This is a genomic window from Dysgonomonas massiliensis (genome assembly GCF_900240225.1).
In the GTDB taxonomy this organism is placed as follows: Bacteria; Bacteroidota; Bacteroidia; order Bacteroidales; family Dysgonomonadaceae; genus Dysgonomonas; species Dysgonomonas massiliensis.
On sequence record NZ_OEPV01000006.1, the window covers coordinates 130,155 to 149,378 of the forward strand.

Consider the following 19,224-nt stretch of genomic DNA (forward strand, 5'->3'; position numbering starts at 1 on the left):
GAATCGATTGTTCTAATTAGCCAACATTTAAGTCGAAAATAGTTGAATATATATTGTTTAGAAGTACAGAATGATACTTTGTAAATACAAGAACTACTTATGTTTTATCGACGAATCTCTTATAGAGAGAATACATGGCACAACTACCTGTTCAATTTTACTTCTTGTTTGTATTTGTTTCAGTAATAGTTCACAAGCAGTTTCGCCCATTTTATATGTTTGATGAGTCATGGCTGTTAATGGTGGATCAACATAGTTGGAATGGATTTCGTCAGTATAACCTATCAGAGCTACATCTTCAGGAATTTTGAGTCCATTATCTTTAATCGCTTTCATTGCTCCAAATGCAAGACTATCAGTCATGCACAAAATTGCATCTGGTGAATTAGGTAGTGAGAGTAACGTTTTGGCTCCTTCGTAACCGGCATCGTATCCAATTCTTTTGCAGAAAACCAAATCTTTCTCAATTTTTATTTTACGCTCTCTCAATGCCTGCAGATAGCCATGTTTACGTTGCTTGACAATCTCTAAAGAATTTGCCCCGCCAATGAATGCAACCCGCTTAGATCCAGTGTCTAAAAAATGATTTGTTGCAATAGTTGCTGAATCAACATTATCTGTAATAACACTAGAGAATTTGTTAGTCAGACAAACACGATCGAAAAAAACAAGTGGGACATTTTGATCATATAATGCCTCGAAGTGTGAGTACTCGTTTGTCTCTTGAGAAAGGCATGCAATGATTCCTTCTACACGAATATTGATAAGGTCTTCAAGGCATTCTTTTTCTCTTTCATATTGCTCATACGAAGAAGAAATAATGGTAGAATACCCATTTTGACGAGCTACCTCATTAATTCCACTTGTAATAGAAGAATAATAGTGTGTTACGATATCAGGCACAATAATTCCGATAATTCTCGGCGCATTTTTTAGAAGACTCATAGCAAATGGATTAGGACGATAGCCTAATTTTTTAGCTAGATCTTTAACCTTTTTCTTCATTTCAGTACCAATCTCAGGACTGTCTTTCAAAGCCCGGGAAACAGTGGAAATAGAAACTCCCAATTCGGTCGCTAGATCCTTCAACGAAGTATGTCTGACTTTTTTCATACACAAATATAAATATAATATGTAATTTATTAATTTGTTTTGTTTCGCTGAGAATGTTTATTGCTTCATACCATTGATAACTTTTTTTATGCATCTAGCCTTATGCTTTCTTGTGGCTTTTTATTTAATCGCTTAATAGACGAAAATGTTTTAACATTGATTGTGTCTATATTTATGCTGTATAACATAAATATTACTATCTTTGTACTGTGTTTTTCATGGTATTAGATTTAAGGTTAACAATGAAGGTTGGTTGTCGTGAGACAGCCATTTCTTATTTTAGGGCATATGCTTAAATCCTTTCTTAAATTTAAAGCAAGTGTTTTCAACTCCCGTCCGATAGTTATCTAATTTAGAGTAACAGAATAATAATTTAATTTTAACATTAATTTTATTGCAATTTGTGTTGTATAACATAAATATTGCTATCTTTGTACTGTGTTTTTCATGGTATTAGATTTAAGGTTAACAATGAAGGTTGGTTGTCGTGAGACAGCCATTTCTTATTTTAAGGCATATGCAAAAAAAGACATCCCTAAGGATGCCTTTTCTATTTTAGTAAAATCTATTATATAAATTATTACTTGCCAAATTCTAGTACATAAACTCCACGCGAAGCAATATTCAGAGTTTTATCTAGATTGATTGTTTTATCAGTTAGTACATCTGTAGATGTCGAGTAGGGTAGTACTTCTTTGTAACTTGTTAAATCAATCGACTTATCGGAATCCGCTCCATTCAAAATTACAACGATTGATCTCTCTCCTAATTTTCTCTCGTACACATATATTTGATTCTGTATTGAGAAATGCTTATAACTTCCTTTTGCAATTACGTCATTTCCTTTTCTCCAGTTCAGTAGTTTTCTAGTGAAATTAAAGACTGCATTTTCTCTATCTGTACGTTCCTTTTTATTGAAAGCCGATCTTTTGTCTTGCGGCCAGCCCCCAGGAAAGTTTTGACGAATAGCTCCATCTCCCGTCGATTTGTTACCATACATCTGAATTTCGGTTCCATAGTATAGTTCAGGAATTCCACGTGTTGTTAGCAAAAATGTTAGACCTTGTTTATACCTATCTAGGTTAGCTGTTTGCTCTTCATTTTTGTAGAAGCGGTCTGTATCATGATTATCTAAGAATATGAGTAAATTTTGGGGATCTGCATAGATAATGTCTTGCGAAAGATAATCGTGAATACGTGCCAAACCTTTATCCCATTCGTTAGTTTCTTCGTCGAAAGCAGAACCCATTATTGACATAAGTGGGAAATCCATTACCGATCTCAAATTCGAATTTCGAGGCTGCGCAAGTTTACTGTCTTTTTGCCAAAACGAAACACCAACATTGCTATTCAACCAGGTTTCACCTACGATATTAAAGTCCGGGTATTCTTCGTTAATCTCTTTACACCATTGTGCCATCATATCGAAATCAGCATATGGATGCGTATCCTGACGTATACCATCTATGCCAGCGTACTCTATCCACCAAATACTACTTTGCATGAGATAGCGGGCTACGTGACGATTGCGGTGATTTAGATCGGGCATAGGCTCAACAAACCATCCATCAACCGCTTTTTCAAAATCGTATTTTGATGTGTATGGATCGAACTGAGGAGCTGTTTTGAATGAAGTCTGAACATAATTTTCCTGAAAGTTAAACCAATCTTTCGAAGGCTTATCAGTAAAGAAGAAATGTTCGTCACCACAGTGGTTGAAGATCATATCCATTACTATTTTCAGACCTTTGTCATGTGCTTTGTCAACCAGACGAATGAAGTCTTCATTATTCCCAAAGCGTCTGTCTACATTATAGTAGTCTGTTATGGCGTATCCATGGTATGATCCGTGTGTCATATCATTCTCTTGTATTGGGTTAAGCCATACAGCTGTTACGCCCAGATCTTGAAGATAATCGAGGCTGTTCTCAATCCCTTTAATATCACCTCCGTGACGAGCATCTAGTTTATTTCTGTCTACAGTCTGACATCTCATCCCTCCAATGACATCATTCGATTCATCTCCATTTGCAAATCTATCTGGCATAATAAGGTATAGAACGTCGCTCGAATTGAAACCTATACGTTCTGAAGAACCTTCTTTTCTTTGTTTCAGTTCGTAAGGAATTGTTTTGGTCTTTTTGCCTTGTTTTAATAATATATTAAACTTCTCAGGCTCTGATTTTGATAGATCAAGATAAAGAATAAGGTAGTTTTTATTTTCCAGTTTTACTATTTCTTTGATCGTGGCAGTCTTCGATGTAATACTAATATCGCTAGAAGCTATATCATCTCCATAGAGCATGATTTGCAATTCGCTGTTTTTCATTCCCGACCACCAAAATGCAGGATCAACCTTTTTTACTTCAAAGGCCCATATGCTTTGGCTAGTTATAATTGCGAAAAACAGTATTGTATAAAGAGTTTTCATTTCAAATATTTTATAAAAAAGAAAGACAGATTTTTAGTCTGTCTTTCTTTAGCGTATGATTAAAGTTTTTTCAGACCTTTCGTCGCCGCCTTATCTGCTTCTATTATGCTGATAGCATAACCGCCGGCAGGAGCAAGCTGCTGTTTTAATTTTGATTTATTTGTTACAACCACTTTTCTGATAGTATATGCTTGAGGATTTGTTTTGTAATGTGCATCCTTGTCATCTGCATATATAGTAGCTATATATGTTTTATCAGCATCTAAGAAATCGAATGAAATATTAGACAAATAACCTTTTTCACCACAAGTACTACCAACAAACCAATTGTTACTTCCTTTAGCTTTACGGGCAACGGTAACATATTCACCCGGCTCAGCTTCAAGGTATTTGCTTTCGTCCCAATCAATTGCTACATCCTTGATGAATTGGAAAGCATCCAAGAACCGATCGTAGTTTTCAGGAAGATCTGCAGCCATTTGCAGTGGGCTGTACATTGTTACGTAAAGCGATAACTGGTTAGCTATTGTAGAATTTACATGTGATCCGTTATCAGGGTTAAGTTTAGAGATATTCATCTCGAAGATACCTGGAGTTAAGTCCATAGGGCCACCAATTTGGCGAGTGAAAGGCAGAATAGTTGTATGATTAGGTTTGTTACCTCCAAATGCTTGGTATTCTGTTCCGCGAGCAGATTCGTTGCCTATAAGATTAGGCCATGTACGGCAAACACCTGTTGGGCGTACAGCTTCGTGTGCATTAACCATTATTTTGTATTCAGCAGCTTTCTCAAAAGCATATTGATAATGGTTCACAGCCCATTGACTATAGTGATGTTCACCACGTGGAATAATGTTACCAACATAGCCGCTTTTCACAGAATTGTACCCGTTATCTACCATGAATTGATATGCTTTATCCATATGACGTTCGTAGTTGCGAAGAGAACCTGAAGTTTCGTGGTGCATCATCATTTTCACACCTTTGCTTTTTGCATAGTCGCGTACTTCAGCAACATTAAAATCAGGATATGGAGTTACGAAGTCAAATACATAATCTTTCGAACGAGCAAACCAATCTTCCCATCCTTCGTTCCAACCTTCAACAAGAAGTGCATCGAAGCCGTGTTTAGAAGCATAATCGATATATCTTTTTACATTTTCAGTTGTTGCACCGTGCTTACCGTTAGGTTTAGTTTTTGTGTAATCAGTTACACCTAATTGCACACCATTTAATTCGTCTGTATACTGCCAGCTGCTTTTTCCTGTGATCATTTCCCACCAGACACCCATGTATTTTACTGGCTTAATCCATGAAGTATCTTCAATCTTACAAGGATCATTTAGGTTCAATGTCATATTTGAAGCTAGAATTTCGCGTGCATCATCACTAGCGATGATTGTTCTCCAAGGAGTTGTACATGGAGCTTGCATATAGCCTTTGTCGCCTACAGCGTCCGGAGTTAGGTGTGCGTTGAATGTCATTGTCTTGTCATCCAAATCAAGATGCATAGCAGGGAAGTTAATCAAAGCAGCTTCGTGCAAGTTGATGTAAATTCCGTTATCGCTTTTCATCTGTAGAGATGTCTGTACACCAGTCTGAGAAAAAGGAGTCTGAGACGTATTTGGTGTGATTGCAGTTTTCATCAGACCACGGATTTCTGATAATTTAGAAGTCGTGTAGTCATACTCTTGAGTATCGTAGTCACCAGGAATCCACCATGCTTTATGATCTCCAGCCATTGCAAACTGAGTTTTTTCTTCTTTGATAACAAAGTAGGTTAGATTCTTGCTGTCTGCAAATTCGTAACGGAAACCAAGACCATCATCAAAGATGCGGAAACGGATCATCATCTGGCGATCTGTCGCTTTTTGATCAAGTGTTACAAGTAGTTCGTTGTAATGGTTGCGAATATCTTTTGTTTCGCCCCATACCGGCTGCCAAGTTTCGTCCACCGATTTAGTTGCAGCATTCACCAATGTGAAACCATCGTATAGCGAAGTTAATTTGTTATTGAAATCTGCATCAGCTTTAGGTGCGAAATCATCGAAGCTAGCAGGTGCTCCATCTATATTGCGTTTCAACTCGAAGCCAAGTTTGCTCGGTTTTACTACATCCTGACCTTTATATTTCAGGCTATAAGTAGGTATACCACCTTCTTGAATGCTGAAATTCATTACGAAATTTCCATTCGGAGATTTTAGCTCTTGGGCATATGCCATGCTTGTAAATAACATACAAAGCATGACAATATGTACAATTGTTCTTTTCATTATAAATATAAATTATTAGTTTGTATTTTTATTTAATCGTTCCTGTACCAGCGTTGAAGTCAAGGGTTACGATTTGTCCTGCAGTAACGCTTACTGGATCTTGGTCGCCTCCATTCCCTCTGTATTTGATCACTCCACTAAATACGTTGAATTCTCTTCTCCACCAATCACTGCCGTTTGTAAGGCCTGCATACATTCTTAAGTTCCCAGCATTTGGTGCAGTGATGACTGCTACGCTGTCTTTTATCTCGAATGGATATTTAGCCGAATCCCAACCTCCAAAGACATCACCAATGCCGTATATTGTAGCCGGCTCAATACGTATTTCTTGTTTGGCACTAGCCATATCAATGTATATCATATATAATCCGTCTTTGTCTACAGTTGCATTACCATCTACTACGCTGAAACCACTGTTGACTGTTAGACTATTAAAATCTCCACCATCCCAATCTTCAATTTTATTCCACTTGAATGGACTACCTGCTTTAATATATCTGATTGCCCAGAATCTACCAGCTTCATCATTTACTGGAGTCATATTCACAACTCCAGGGTTCTTCCAGTTCCAGTCACCAAAGGCTTTACCAATCATGTAGATGTTTTCAGGAAGATCTTCATATACATTCACTTCTGTAGATACTATAGTTGAATATACAGCTTCTACGAATGTAGATATATTCGCCTTTATACGAAGCTCAACTTTTTCGAATTCGTTGTTCAATTTATATTCTTTTCTCAGAGTATTTACCGCTTTGTTGATCTGAGCAACAGTTACCAGCATACTGTCGACTCCTATACTAGTTGCCACTTCTACTGGTTGTTTAAATTCTTCACCTGCTATATCAGCTTCCAAAGTGTATGTAATTGATGCAGGATAACCGAAGTCAGCTTCTGCAAATCTGAATACTTCAAAAGTCTCTTCAGCAATTTCTTTCTTAAAAGTATATTGTTCTTGCAGGGTATTTAATATCTGCGCAGAAGTTGCCTGCCCATTATATTTTGGATCTTTATCATCTTCACATGCCTGAAATGCAAATACAGACATTAGTAGTAGTAACCAAATATTTTTGAATTTCATGATTCTTTCTCTTTTTTAATTTCTGTATAATTCTGTTTGCTCTAGGTCAGGATTTCCTGTCAAGTGTCTTGTACTTAGTGGGAATAACTCGTATTTTTTGTCGATATCTTTTCCATCTTTTACTCCACCTTTCCAAGCCCAGTTATATCCAGTCGCAAATTTGCCGAAGCGGATAAGGTCGGTACGACGATGTGCTTCCCAGTATAGTTCACGTCCTCTTTCATCTAAAATATCTTGAAGAGTAATTGAGCTTTTCTTTGTTAAGCCTGTTCTTGGATGTGCATATACTTTATTGAATGTATTGATAGCATTATTATCGTTCAATCTAAGTTCAGCTTCTGCTTGAATAAGAATTATATCGGCAAGGCGGAACATTGGGAAATCGGTATCAGGCCATTTATTTGTACCGTTCGGATTCACTGCTCCATCCCAGCTTCTGTTTGTAAATTTAACAACAGCCCATCCACTTGAGAAAATTCCAAGATGCTCCATCTCTTTAGTTCTCCCTTCGGTATGGAAAAGTGCTCTTTTATCAGCCGGAGCGAAAAGATTTGCTAATTGCTGAGTAGCTCTGTTGCCACCCCATCCTTCTTCAAAGTTTAACATGTCAGAACTTATATTATCATCTTTAGAGGAAGCCATAATGAATTTAGTGCCACCCCAGTCTTGCGCATTATCATAATCGTAAGTAAGAGCAAAAATTATCTCCTGCGATTTGTGATTGTCTGCACAAAATAAGTTTTGATAATTGTCTTCTAGCCTTAATTGGGCATGAGAAGTAACCATTTTTGCATATGTAAGAGCATCTTTCCAGCGAGCAGTTCCGGTATAGACCTCAGCATTAATGTATAATTTAGCAAGAATGCTTTGGACCATTTGGTTAGTTACTAGTCCATATGTTGAAGCTGAATAGTCAAGTAGTTTTCCGTCTTCTAAGACAGTTTTTAGTTCGGTTTCTACCCACTCAAATAAACCAGCTCTACCTATTTGTTGAGGTTTGTACGAACCATCAATAGGGTGTTCGTCTGATATCCAACCTGGATTGCCTACAAGATCGAGTAAGAAATAGTAGTTCAATGCTCTCAATGTACGTGCTTCGTCTATCATTCGATCGATATTTTCTACTTCTACGATCTTTGATTTTGCTTGTCTTATGAATTCGTTAGCAAAGGCAATGTTGGCCATACATCTCTGGTAGAACATATATCCGATTGCGTTGTCTGGTGTAAGCATCGATTGCGAGTAGTATTTCTCATCATTATCATTCCATGCGCATTTTGCTTCGTCAGAAGTTAACTCTTGCATGTTGAAATATATTCTCAGAAAGTTAGTCTTTCCTTGATCTTGCGATGAAGGTATATCCCCGTCTCCATCAGGACCTGTTAATCCAATACGGCTGAATCCGGCATATATTTTAGCGAGAAGAATAGGGTAATTCTCAGGGTCTGCATAAGGATCCTCTTCTACGTTAGGCCCTTCTTCTTTCGTGTTTAAATCGTCTGTACAAGATGTAGCCAGAGTTGTAGAAGCAATAAGTATAGCCACAATAGACATAACTTTTCTGAAATTGTATATTATTTTTTTCATGAGTAATTACTTTTTAGAAATTCAAGTTAAATCCAAATAAGAATGTCAAAGGACGAGGATAGATGTCGAAATCTATACCATCAACTACTTCAGGGTCAAGTCCATCGTATTTCGAGAATACAATCGGATTTTGTACAGTGAAGTAAGCTCTGGCTTTCAGTTTGGAGCTGAATAGTTTATCAAATGTGTAACCTAAAGTAATATTATCTATCTTCAGGAATGATGCGTTTTGTACATAGTAGTCTGATAATAGCATTTTGCTTTCGAAATTACTACTGAATGCTGACGTTGGCCTATTTGTTAAGTATCCTCCTGAAGCTAGAATAGATCCTGGAGCCATTTCTGCTCTGTTGGCTGCAACTGCATTGTAAACATAGTTACCTAGCGAAATTCGACCATTGAATCCAAAGTCCCATTTTTTGTATGTTACTTTCGAATTGAATCCCATAAGTACATCAGCTGCCGGTTTTTCACCGAAGTAACGATCGGCATCAGTAATGGTACCATCGCCATCGCGGTCAACATATACACCTTCTAGGGGTTTCCCATTCGAATCATACACTTGTTCAAATAAGTAGAATACGCGTGGAGCTTGATTTACCATATAGCGTTGAGGCCTTTCTCCTCCGTCACCACCTGTATTCCCTTCACCTAATCCAGTATATCCTTCGGTTTCTACATCGTTAAGTTTTGTAATCTTGCTGTTATTGTATGCAATGTTAAAACCTAAACTCCATTCAAAGTCTTTTGTTAAAACAGGAATTGCGTTTATAGAGAATTCGATACCTTTATTTTCGAGTGAACCAATATTGCGCGGCATACGCTCATCAAAGCTGATACCTGCGACAAGTTCTGCTTCACGATTCAGCAGGTCTGTTGTCTTCCTCAGATATACATCTACTGCCCCATTGATACGATTATTCAAGAATCCATAGTCAAGGCCGGCATTCCATGTTGTTGTTGTTTCCCATTTCAGATTTGGATTGTATGATCTTGGTTTCATTTGTTTTATCCAATTGATAGAACCATCTTCATTCAACCCCATTGGATAATATCCTAACTCTTTACCTGCAATATATATCGGTTTTGCTGGATACATATATTCATCTCCTAAATCTTGTTGTCCTGTTTCACCCCATCCCAAACGAAGTTTTAGATCGCTTAACGAATCAAAACCTTTCATGAATTTTTCTTCGCTTATGCGCCAAGCTAATGCTGTGGCTGGGAATACCCCCCATCTGTTATCTTCGCTAAAACGAGAAGAACCATCTCTGCGCAGTGTAAATGTCAATAAGTATTTGTTATCGTATGTATAATTGAAACGTCCAAAGTAAGAAATCAAATAGTTCTCGCGGAGTACAAAGAAATTTGCACCACGGTCAGATCTCTCTAGGTTTGAATCATCGTATTTTGAGACCCAATGAGAATACTCATCACTTGTTTTCTTATTGCGTTGCCAAGAATAACCGACCATCGCATCAAACTTACTCTTGATAGATTCTATATCTTTGGTATATTGCGCATACATTTCGAAAAGCTGGTTGTTTCTGAAGTTTTCGAAACGCTTGCGTAATCCACTTTCAGTATCAATACTATTATAACCATCAGGATTAAATGGATTTTTATAGTCTGTACCTTTGGTTTTGGCAACATCCAGACTCAAGTTCATATTTACTTTCATATCAGGGAAGAAATGAAGTTTATAATCAGCTTGAAGGTTTGTTATCAAGTTTTGTACGTTGGCAGTATTGTCACGCATACGAAGTGTCGCAACTGGGTTTTTAGGAGCTAATGTTACTAGTTGTTTCCCATTTGCATAAGTAAAATAGCCACCGAAAATACTATTTTCGTCGTATACCGACTGTGTTGGGTCGAAAGCTAATGCTGCTCCAATTGCTCCAGCTTCTGCAAATCTAGTTTTCGAGAACATTCCTTTGGCGTTGAATGTCAGCTTCAGATGATTATCGAATAGTGATGGAGATAATGAAATATTTGATGTTACACGATCTAGTTTCGATGTGATAAGTGTTCCTTCTTCACTCGTATATCCAACCGAAGCACGATATGGTATATTAGCAACAACTCCGTAAGCACTTACATTATGATCTGTCGCGAATGCAGTCTGGAAAATCTGTTTTTGCCAGTCTGTGTTACTATTTCCTAGTGCCGCTATCGCCTCGTTATATTTACTGTTGTTTGCAAATTTCTCATGAATAAATTCTCTGTATTGATCGCCATTCATGACATCAACAGTATTTCTCGTTTTGCTCAATGAGAATGTCCCATTATATGAAAGTTGTATTTTCTTGCCAGTCCCTTTCTTCGTTGTGATCATGATCACACCATTTGAAGCGCGCGAGCCATAGATAGCTGTGGCTGAGGCATCTTTCAGTACAGTGAATGATTCAATGTCATTCGGATTGATCATGCTTAAATAATTCGAAGCACCCGGAAGATCGTTACTCATGATAACTCCATCCAGGATTACCAGTGGGTCGTTTTTACCTGTTAATGATGATCCTCCTCTTATCCGGATTTGTGCTCCATCTCCGGGACGTCCTCCACTAGAGATGACAGATACTCCGGCTATTTTTCCTGATAGTAGATCTTGAGCAGTTGTCACTTGACCTTTGTTTTGGTCATCAATCTTAATAGTGGATACCGAACCTGTAACATCTTCTTTTTTAACGCTACCATAACCGATAACAACTACTTCCGAAAGCAAAGCATTGTCTTCGGCAAGAGTAACTTTTATTTCATTTTTACCTGCAACTGATATTTCTTGAGATTTGTATGAAATCATAGAAATAACCAAAGTTGCGTTTGGCTGTACATTAAGGGAGAAATAACCATCAAGGTCTGCGCTGGTACCATTTGTTGTACCTTTTTCAACAATACTTGCGCCTATTAGAGGTTCACCCATATTGTCCAATACTTGGCCTGTAATATTCTTGGCATTTTGTGCCTGCATATTACTGTTGAACAAAAGGAATAACCCTAAAAGGAATCCAAGAAAGACGTTTACGTTTTTCATCTGCATTTTTTGATTCATGATTTAGACTTAAATATTTATAAATTCTATTATTTGTTTAATCGACTTTTGACTGTTTTACATGGTCAATAAGAGATATTGCAAATATAGAATGATATGTCTACCATGATTTATGTCGGTAGATTAACAAAGTAAGTCCTGCTATTTATTAATAAACAGATATACAATGTTATAAGTTTTGTTGTTTTTGGAAAAAAGTAAGTTTATTTACTCTGTAAAGTAGGCTTTATACTTGAAATTACTTGCCAATTTTAGTAACTGCATCGTTAAAATCGTCTTTTGATATGGCCTTGTTTCGAACCTTCAAACGATAGTTGTAAACGGTTTGAGAAGAGTAGTGAAGGAAGTTTGCAATTTTAATACTATCATTAATTCCTAGTCTTACTAGGGCAAAAATACGCATTTCTGGACTTAATAATTCGCTCTCTTTAGGTGTTATTCTTTCCTCTTTTAGTAATAAAGAATTGAAATCATCGATGAAGTTAGGATAAAGATTTAGGAATATAGTATCAAAGCTTTTATAAAATGATTTAAGTTCATCTGCGACTAATGACGAAGAACTAGTTATTTTATGCAGATCATCTATTTGTCCAGTTTTAACTTTGCGATTTACCATTTTTCGGAAATCTTCAAGCTTGTCAATGTATTCAGAGCACATTACGAATACATAGCTGATATATTCCTCTTTGATATAGTTTGATTCGGATAATTCAAGATTTAAACGTTTCAGATTGTTATTTATCTCTTTGAGGTTACGCCTAGCTTTAGCCAATTTTTTCAGTTGAATGTATACAGAATATATAGAAATAATTAGTACGACAGATAGTACTGATATGATAATTAACGCTGTAACAAGTCTCTTGTTTTCTGCTTTCATCTTCAGGTCGTATGTTTTACTAACCAAAGGCAGCATTTCAGATATTTCCAGTGTTCTTACTCTTGCATTACTAGATATAGCATCCTCAAGTGAGAGTTTCATGTATGTATATGCTCTATCAATATCACCCTCTTCGTAGAGTAATATCCCTAATTTACGCAAGGATATGTATTCTTTTACTGCTGATTTTATGTCGCTGATTGAAGATATTATCAAATATTCTTTTTCTTTGTCTCTATTTCCCATCTGGCTATGGATATCCGATAATACATAGGCACATATTGCTTGCGTGTGTTCGTCCGTAGCTTCATTGAATGCACTTTCTGCTAATTCAAGAGCCTTTGTAAAGTCTCTATCCATCAGGTATTGGGCACTTTTAACAATGCGGTAGTTGACAGTGTTTTCGTCTAACAATGATAATATTGAATCTTTATATTGATATACTAATTTGTTGTATTTGTCTTTTTCGTCCTGCTCAACTGCATAGTCTGCTAAATATAAATATGTCGAATGGCTGATATGATAGTAATAGGGGAGAAGGTCTTTATCTAGAGTTTTTGAGTCTATATTAGAGAGTATCCCAAGAGCCTCGTTGTACATTCCCATCATGCTAAGTATTTCTGATTCATTCATTAGGGAGTATTGTATTAGCTTCTGATCATTAAGCTTGTTTGAAAGGTTGAATTTCTTACGTGCATAAATCAATGCAGAGTCTAGCTGATAGCCTTTATACTCTTGCGTAAGCTGATCGTATCGTGTAATTTTAGAAGCATCATCGAGAATATAAGGAATCTGATTTTTTATTTCTAATATTTTATCTAGCTTTTTTGCTTCGTATATATTGCGATGAGCTATTGCCTGATCAAGCACTTTGAAAGCAGAATCAAGATCAAATGTATTAGCTATCGAAGCTATACTAAGAAAAGAGAGTATAATAAAGATTAATATTCGGTTCATAGATGTTAATTCTATTATGTAATAATAAAAGTATAACATTCATTTGTGAATGACAATTTAATCTATAAAAAAAGCCACTTCTATCATGAAGTGGCTTTTTTAAATTATATTTAGAATAAATTTTATTCTTCTGCTTTTTCCACTTTTCCTGTAGCTAATGATGTACGTTGTAGATATTTCCACTCATTATTTCCTAAACATTGGAATTCATAAGTAAATGCTTCAGTGTCAGAAGATGCAGGACCATAATACAAAGTGGTTGTAATCCTTGCTTTTTGTTCCACACCATTCACTTCGGCTGCAGCATCTGGAAATTTCTTTCTCAGATATATTGCAAAGCCTTCTAATGTACGTTGTTCACAGAATGCACGTTTCTCATCCTCTGATGCGCTAGCTGGATATGATGGGTCATATACGCGGTCTTTGTCACGGTATGTGATATTACCATAGTTAGCATTGAATCCATAGTAGTATTCAGTATCCTTGTATGAGTTGACAATAGTAGGAGTACTCTCAAGTTTAGTGTCGATTACTTCTTGTACAACAAGCATATAATCATCTGTTTCTCCTTTACCTTTAACCATCGTTACAACGAAAGTCGGATCGAATACCCATCCAATAGTCGAAAGCATAAATTGCTCTGTCTTAGTCTCAATGAAGTTCTGAACTTCCCATTTCCCAACTTCAACACATTTTACGCGATCTGCGTAGAAGCTTCCTTTTTCATTTTGATATACAAATACTAGATCGTTGCCTGGTAATGTATAGTCAAAGTTTTTCGCTGCGTATATTGGCAGATAGTGAGATGCTTTATCTTTGGCTAGAATTCCATTTGTCAAAGTCATGGATGCATAATCATTAGGTTGAAGAACTTTGATGTAACTAGCAGCGGCTTTCCATGCAGAACCATCAAATGTGTATGCTGCATATTGTGTTTCTTTAGATTCTACTTCAAATCCAACTACTTCATCGTATATTTTTACGTTGTCAATTTGATATGTAGTAGTTTTCTTTGTTGTATTCAAATCATCTCCTTCGTATCTGAATGCAATATGTATTTTTTTGTCTTTGTATTGTCCTATTGGCATTGTTCCAGCACTAGCCCATGCGGAATAGCCAGAGGCTGGAGTTGGCAGAGTGAAATTAGTCGTAATATCAGTCCATGTTGCGGCTAGTACATTGGCTGTATTGCCATCAAAATCTTCAGATATGAAAATTTTTAAGCATGTTGCATTATAGTTTCCAGTAACAATGTCGAATGAAAAATAAGGAGTGGTAGAGTTTGTTAAATCAATTTGAGGTGAAATAAGCCAAGCATCATTTAGAGCTCCTGATTTATACGATGTAATCTGAGCATATTTATTACCAGAGTATTCTCGCGACTGCCAGAATATATTTGCTGCTGTACTGACATCTACATTCGTCCAATTCTCGATATCAACTTTGATGTTTGTACCAGCTCCTGACGGATTGTTTTCAAAATCTTCATCGACTTTCATATCTTGTACAATCTTAGTAATAGGCTCATCCTCAGAATAAGCGTACTCTATGATCTTGTAGTCTCCTGACTTTGCTTCTGTATATTTTGTTTTTAGTAGTCCAGGAAGTACCGTCTCAGGTGATTTTGCTGGTGTTAATGCCGTTGCGAAAGGCGTTCTATCCCAAATCTCTTTGTAGTCCTCATTTTTGAGAATATATGGTGTATTATCTTCTGATGTTGATAATGCACTTACAACAGCATCCCGCTCAGATTGGTATTGATAAGTGATCTTAGCCGAAGACCCGACGTCAGCAGTAAAATACTTCTTAGCTAAAAGATATGGTACTAATTTGTCGGCAGGAGCTACATCTGAAAATATCTTAGCCGTTTGTAGCAATTTAGCAGATTCTTCATTTTCAGTTCCTTTAGCTGCAGAAGCAATAGTCGCATAATCAGCTTCGGCGATCGTGTATTCATAAGCCTTGACATTCTGAGGATCTGTTAGGCCGTCAAGCCAATCGAAATCGTCATTCACATCCTGGCAGCTATACATGAATAGCGTTGATAATGATAAAAGTAAAAATATTTTTTTCATAATTATTTCTTTCATTGATGGATTAGAAATTGACTTTTAGTCTTAATGAATATGTACGTCCGAATGCGTAGTATACTTGAGCAGTTTGAGCATTATGTCCCGAACCATCAACAGCATCGCTTATTCGAATATTGTTCAACAAGTTGTTTACGTTTCCATAAAGCGTTGCATCCAAACCTGCAAACTTGAATCTCCAGCTTAAATTTGCATCCAATTCTCCAGCAGATGGGATACGCCATGGTGTTGTATAGTCGTTTGTACCCCCAACATTCATGTCTTGACCTCTAAGTTTAAATTCGGCATAGTTTCTTGCAAAATATTTATAAGTTAAACCGAATCTGATATCTTTAAGTACTCTATAGTTCCCTTCTAATGCAAATGTAGTTTGTGCAGAGTTCCCTACTTTTACATCTTTCAGGTTTACTTGAGTTAGTGCATGATCCGGAGCTCCAACACCTGAAGCTTGTCCTCCAGATGAATTTAGAGGCTGTCCTTGTGAATCATAAGAATAACCTGATGCATTACTTGTCCAATGCCAATCATTGAGAGATATCATCCCTTTTAGTGTTAAATCTTTGATTGGATATACTGCAAATTCAAGTTCTATTCCTTGATGCAATGCATCTACACCTGTTAGATTCAATTTTCCACGTTCTTCTGAGCCTTCAATTGTAAATGTTGTGGCCATCGATTTGTCCATCCACATTGTTCTATATAAGTTCAAGTCGGCAGAGAAGATCGATGACTTAAATCCATAACCTAGTTCGAAAGAGAAGATCTTTTCATTTTTTGCTTTTTTGTTCATCTCGTTGCTTGTTTCAGCATTTAGGAATAAACCTCCAGAGAAGAATGGTGCGCGAGAAATGTATCCTATGTTCGCAAATGCATTATGATGTTTGTTAAAGTTATAGTTTGCGCCAGTTTTAGCCGTAAAACCTAAGAAACCTTTCGAGTCTGATTTTTGGTCTTTACCTTCGTAGTAGAAGAAATCTTTTTTCCAGTAAGTTTTGTTATTCAGTGACCCAGCGACAAATGCCGAGAGTTTGTCTTTGTTGTATTCTGCTTGTCCAAAAACACCATATTCTACAACATACCCATTATAGTTTCTGTATACTACATCTCCTTTTTTAAGCTTTTGATTTTGCCAAGCAGTATCTCCTTTTTTATAACCAACATTTCTTCTGTTATCATAGTTGTTGAAGAATTCTCCTCCGTATAAATCTTCTAGGACAGCTTTGTGCATCCCTTTGTAATAACGTAAGTCTATACCTCCATATACTTCTATTTCTTTTGTAAGCTGTGTAGTATATGTTGATAATAAACCGTACCAATTATGGTTGTTCATATTTTTTGATGTCGCCATCATAGACCCATTTTCACTATTTTGGTTTATTTCATAGATAGCTCCATAGTCAAACGTACCGTCAGGTGTTCTGAATTCGTTATTTATTTTACCATCATTTGACGTTGCATACCATTTGTTTCTCCAACTGCTATCAAAGCCTTGTCCTGATAATCCGTATCCGTATCCTAATGAAACATAAGCACTAGTTGATAAGCTAGAACGATCATTAATATTCCATGAGTGGTTTAGTGAAATTTGAGGTTTGTGATATTTATTATAACCTATACCTTTTTTGCGTTGGCCATTCATGTCAAAACCATAAGCTGCGTTATAACGATATTTTTCTGGTTGTTTTTGCCATTCCTCAATAAGCATATCGTCTTTACGTTGATAGTGTGATTGTGGTCCGCCAAAAGCAGTAAATGACAACTGGTGGTCGCTGCCTAATTGTTTTGATATATTTGCAAAATATGTGTAGCTGTCAAATTCAGTACCTTGTATATATCCATCGCCCCACTTCTTAGATAACAATATTGATGCAGCCCAACCATTGTCTGTTAAACCTGTTGATAAACTGAAATCTATTCTGTTGTATCCGTCATTTCCCATACCATAACCTACTGATCCGCCTTTTTCTGCATCTGTAGTTCTAGTAACGATATTCACAAGACCTCCTACTGATGGAGCTGATACTTTTGCAGCACCAAGTCCACGTTGAACCTGCATCGAACGAGTTACATCAGACAAACCACTCCAATTCGACCAGTAGATTCCGCCCCATTCCATGTCATTCATAGGGATACCGTTAATCATGACAGCAATGTTTGCATTTTCGAAACCGCGCATATTCATACGTGAGTCACCATAACCTCCCCCAGCTTTAGTCGCATATATACTAGGAGTAGTATTTAAAATTTCCGGAAATTCTTGAGTACTTAATTTTGCTTCAATCATTTCAGGCTCTACAACAGAAAGTGCTACTGGTGTTTTACGTCTTACTGCTATTGAAGAGGTAATAACAACATCTTTTAGTCCTACTGTAGATGTTACCATACCAATTGTTCCCATATCCGATTTTGCCGGAAGTTCTTGGTCAATATATCCTATGTAGCTAATTTTTAGATTTACTCCTTCTTTAGCTAAATTAAGAGTGAAACCTCCTTCCAAATCAGTGACTGTTCCTTTTTTATCTGTATCGGAATATATTGATACCCCGATAAGAGGTTCTTGTGAGTCTTTATCGACGATGACACCTTTTACTGTAACCTGCGAAAATGCAGTTAGAGTGCATGTCAATAAGAATAACATAATAAATGTCAACTTAAGCTTCATAAGTGGTTGTTTTAATTCATTAATAATTTAAATACTAGTTCAATGTAGATTACTAATTATTTGTACAGAACTCCATATATCAGTTTGATGCTGAGTTGGAGTAAAAACATTCAAATCCTTTAACATCTATATGCAAAGTTACTATAGATTTGTGAAGATAATGTTAAATTGTCCAATTTAATTTAAAATTATGATGACTTAAAACATGTTCATCGCCTTATCCTTTAATATAGAATAGTTTTAATTATTTTTGTAACCACTAAAATTCATGATATGAGAAGATATTTATTTTTTATTTTGTTATATGTTCTGCTGTCTTTTTCATCCAATATCTTTGCTTGGGGAACTACGGGGCATCGTACTATTGCTGAGATTGCAGAACGTAATTTGAGTTGTAAAGCTAAGAGAAATGTTAAGAAATTGTTAGGTAATCAGCATATGGCATATTGGTCAAACTGGGCTGATTTTATAAAATCTGATACAACAGGCAGATGGGATAATACGCATGTATGGCATTTTGTAAACGCTCCTAAGGGAGGTACTAGGCAAGAATATGTGGAGCATATCAAGAATGCAGGACAAGATAACTTATATTCGGCAGTTTTACATCTTGAAGCTATATTGAAAGATAAGAAGAAGCCTGTAGCAGAAAGGCGCGAAGCCTTAATCTTTTTAATTCATCTTGTTGGTGATATGCACCAACCTATGCATGCTGGCAGAGAAGAAGATAGAGGTGGCAATTTTGTTAAGCTTACATGGTTTGGTCAGAAAACGAATCTGCATTCATTGTGGGACTCAAAACTTGTTGATAATGAGAAATACTCATATACCGAATATGCTACAGTATTGAATGTGATTTCGAAACAAGATAAAAAAAGAATACAAGCGGGAACTATAGAAGATTGGTTGTATGATTCTCATTTGGTAGCGGATGATCTATATGCTATGGTTAAGCCTGATGATGAACTAAGCTATAATTATTTTTATAAAGTTAGCCCAATTCTTAATAGCCAACTTCAAAAGGCAGGACTTAGATTAGCTAAAATGTTGAATGATATTTTTTAACTACATTATATATCGGAAAAAGGATTTTATCATATG

10 protein-coding genes are annotated in these 19,224 nt (G+C 36.4%); 1 reads left to right on the top strand and 9 read right to left on the bottom strand.

All coding sequences use genetic code 11. The annotated features are described in order from the left end of the window. Positions 1 to 93: 93 nt before the first annotated feature. From C1A06_RS07560 to C1A06_RS07600, 9 genes are all read right to left on the bottom strand, one after another. Complete coding sequence (locus C1A06_RS07560) at positions 94 to 1,113, bottom strand: LacI family DNA-binding transcriptional regulator (protein ID WP_101689636.1); 1,020 nt, start codon at positions 1,111 to 1,113, stop codon at positions 94 to 96. Between the two features lie 580 nt (positions 1,114 to 1,693). After that, entirely contained in the window at positions 1,694 to 3,544 is a 1,851-nt protein-coding gene (locus C1A06_RS07565; RefSeq protein WP_101689637.1) for a glycoside hydrolase family 13 protein, read from the bottom strand. A 59-nt stretch (positions 3,545 to 3,603) separates the two neighbouring features. Then, positions 3,604 to 5,817 (bottom strand): glycoside hydrolase family 97 protein, encoded by a 2,214-nt coding sequence (locus C1A06_RS07570; RefSeq protein ID WP_101689638.1) that lies wholly within the window; start codon positions 5,815 to 5,817, stop codon positions 3,604 to 3,606. Positions 5,818 to 5,845: 28 nt separating this feature from the next. Further along, the gene (locus C1A06_RS07575; protein ID WP_101689639.1) at positions 5,846 to 6,898 is read right to left on the bottom strand and encodes a SusF/SusE family carbohydrate-binding protein; all 1,053 of its coding nucleotides are present in this window, start codon (positions 6,896 to 6,898) and stop codon (positions 5,846 to 5,848) included. 15 nt (positions 6,899 to 6,913) lie between these two features. Then, positions 6,914 to 8,485 carry a RagB/SusD family nutrient uptake outer membrane protein gene (locus tag C1A06_RS07580; RefSeq protein WP_101689640.1) on the bottom strand — a complete coding sequence of 524 codons (1,572 nt, stop codon included), beginning with the start codon at positions 8,483 to 8,485 and terminating at the stop codon, positions 6,914 to 6,916. Positions 8,486 to 8,498: 13 nt separating this feature from the next. Beyond that, the gene (locus tag C1A06_RS07585) at positions 8,499 to 11,537 is read right to left on the bottom strand and encodes a SusC/RagA family TonB-linked outer membrane protein (protein WP_101689641.1); all 3,039 of its coding nucleotides are present in this window, start codon (positions 11,535 to 11,537) and stop codon (positions 8,499 to 8,501) included. Between the two features lie 238 nt (positions 11,538 to 11,775). Then, entirely contained in the window at positions 11,776 to 13,371 is a 1,596-nt protein-coding gene (gene susR / locus C1A06_RS07590; RefSeq protein WP_101689642.1) for a SusR family glycan utilization regulator, read from the bottom strand. 122 nt (positions 13,372 to 13,493) lie between these two features. After that, complete coding sequence (locus C1A06_RS07595; RefSeq protein ID WP_159461392.1) at positions 13,494 to 15,446, bottom strand: choice-of-anchor J domain-containing protein; 1,953 nt, start codon at positions 15,444 to 15,446, stop codon at positions 13,494 to 13,496. Positions 15,447 to 15,468: 22 nt separating this feature from the next. Beyond that, positions 15,469 to 18,123: a TonB-dependent receptor gene (locus C1A06_RS07600; protein ID WP_101689644.1), complete on the bottom strand. Its 2,655-nt coding sequence runs from the start codon at positions 18,121 to 18,123 to the stop codon at positions 15,469 to 15,471. Positions 18,124 to 18,396: 273 nt separating this feature from the next. Between C1A06_RS07600 and C1A06_RS07605 the strand changes: the two genes are divergently transcribed. Further along, positions 18,397 to 19,188: a S1/P1 nuclease gene (locus tag C1A06_RS07605; protein ID WP_101689645.1), complete on the top strand. Its 792-nt coding sequence runs from the start codon at positions 18,397 to 18,399 to the stop codon at positions 19,186 to 19,188. The last annotated feature ends 36 nt before the right edge of the window (positions 19,189 to 19,224 follow it).

Coding starts and splice junctions, on each gene's coding strand:
- susR (WP_101689642.1), bottom strand. CDS start 13,371: ATGAACCGAATATTAATCTTTATTATACTCTCTTTTCTTAGTATAGCT.
- C1A06_RS07570 (WP_101689638.1), bottom strand. CDS start 5,817: ATGAAAAGAACAATTGTACATATTGTCATGCTTTGTATGTTATTTACA.
- C1A06_RS07585 (WP_101689641.1), bottom strand. CDS start 11,537: ATGAATCAAAAAATGCAGATGAAAAACGTAAACGTCTTTCTTGGATTC.
- C1A06_RS07595 (WP_159461392.1), bottom strand. CDS start 15,446: ATGAAAAAAATATTTTTACTTTTATCATTATCAACGCTATTCATGTAT.
- C1A06_RS07580 (WP_101689640.1), bottom strand. CDS start 8,485: ATGAAAAAAATAATATACAATTTCAGAAAAGTTATGTCTATTGTGGCT.
- C1A06_RS07560 (WP_101689636.1), bottom strand. CDS start 1,113: ATGAAAAAAGTCAGACATACTTCGTTGAAGGATCTAGCGACCGAATTG.
- C1A06_RS07605 (WP_101689645.1), top strand. CDS start 18,397: ATGAGAAGATATTTATTTTTTATTTTGTTATATGTTCTGCTGTCTTTT.
- C1A06_RS07600 (WP_101689644.1), bottom strand. CDS start 18,123: ATGAAGCTTAAGTTGACATTTATTATGTTATTCTTATTGACATGCACT.
- C1A06_RS07575 (WP_101689639.1), bottom strand. CDS start 6,898: ATGAAATTCAAAAATATTTGGTTACTACTACTAATGTCTGTATTTGCA.
- C1A06_RS07565 (WP_101689637.1), bottom strand. CDS start 3,544: ATGAAAACTCTTTATACAATACTGTTTTTCGCAATTATAACTAGCCAA.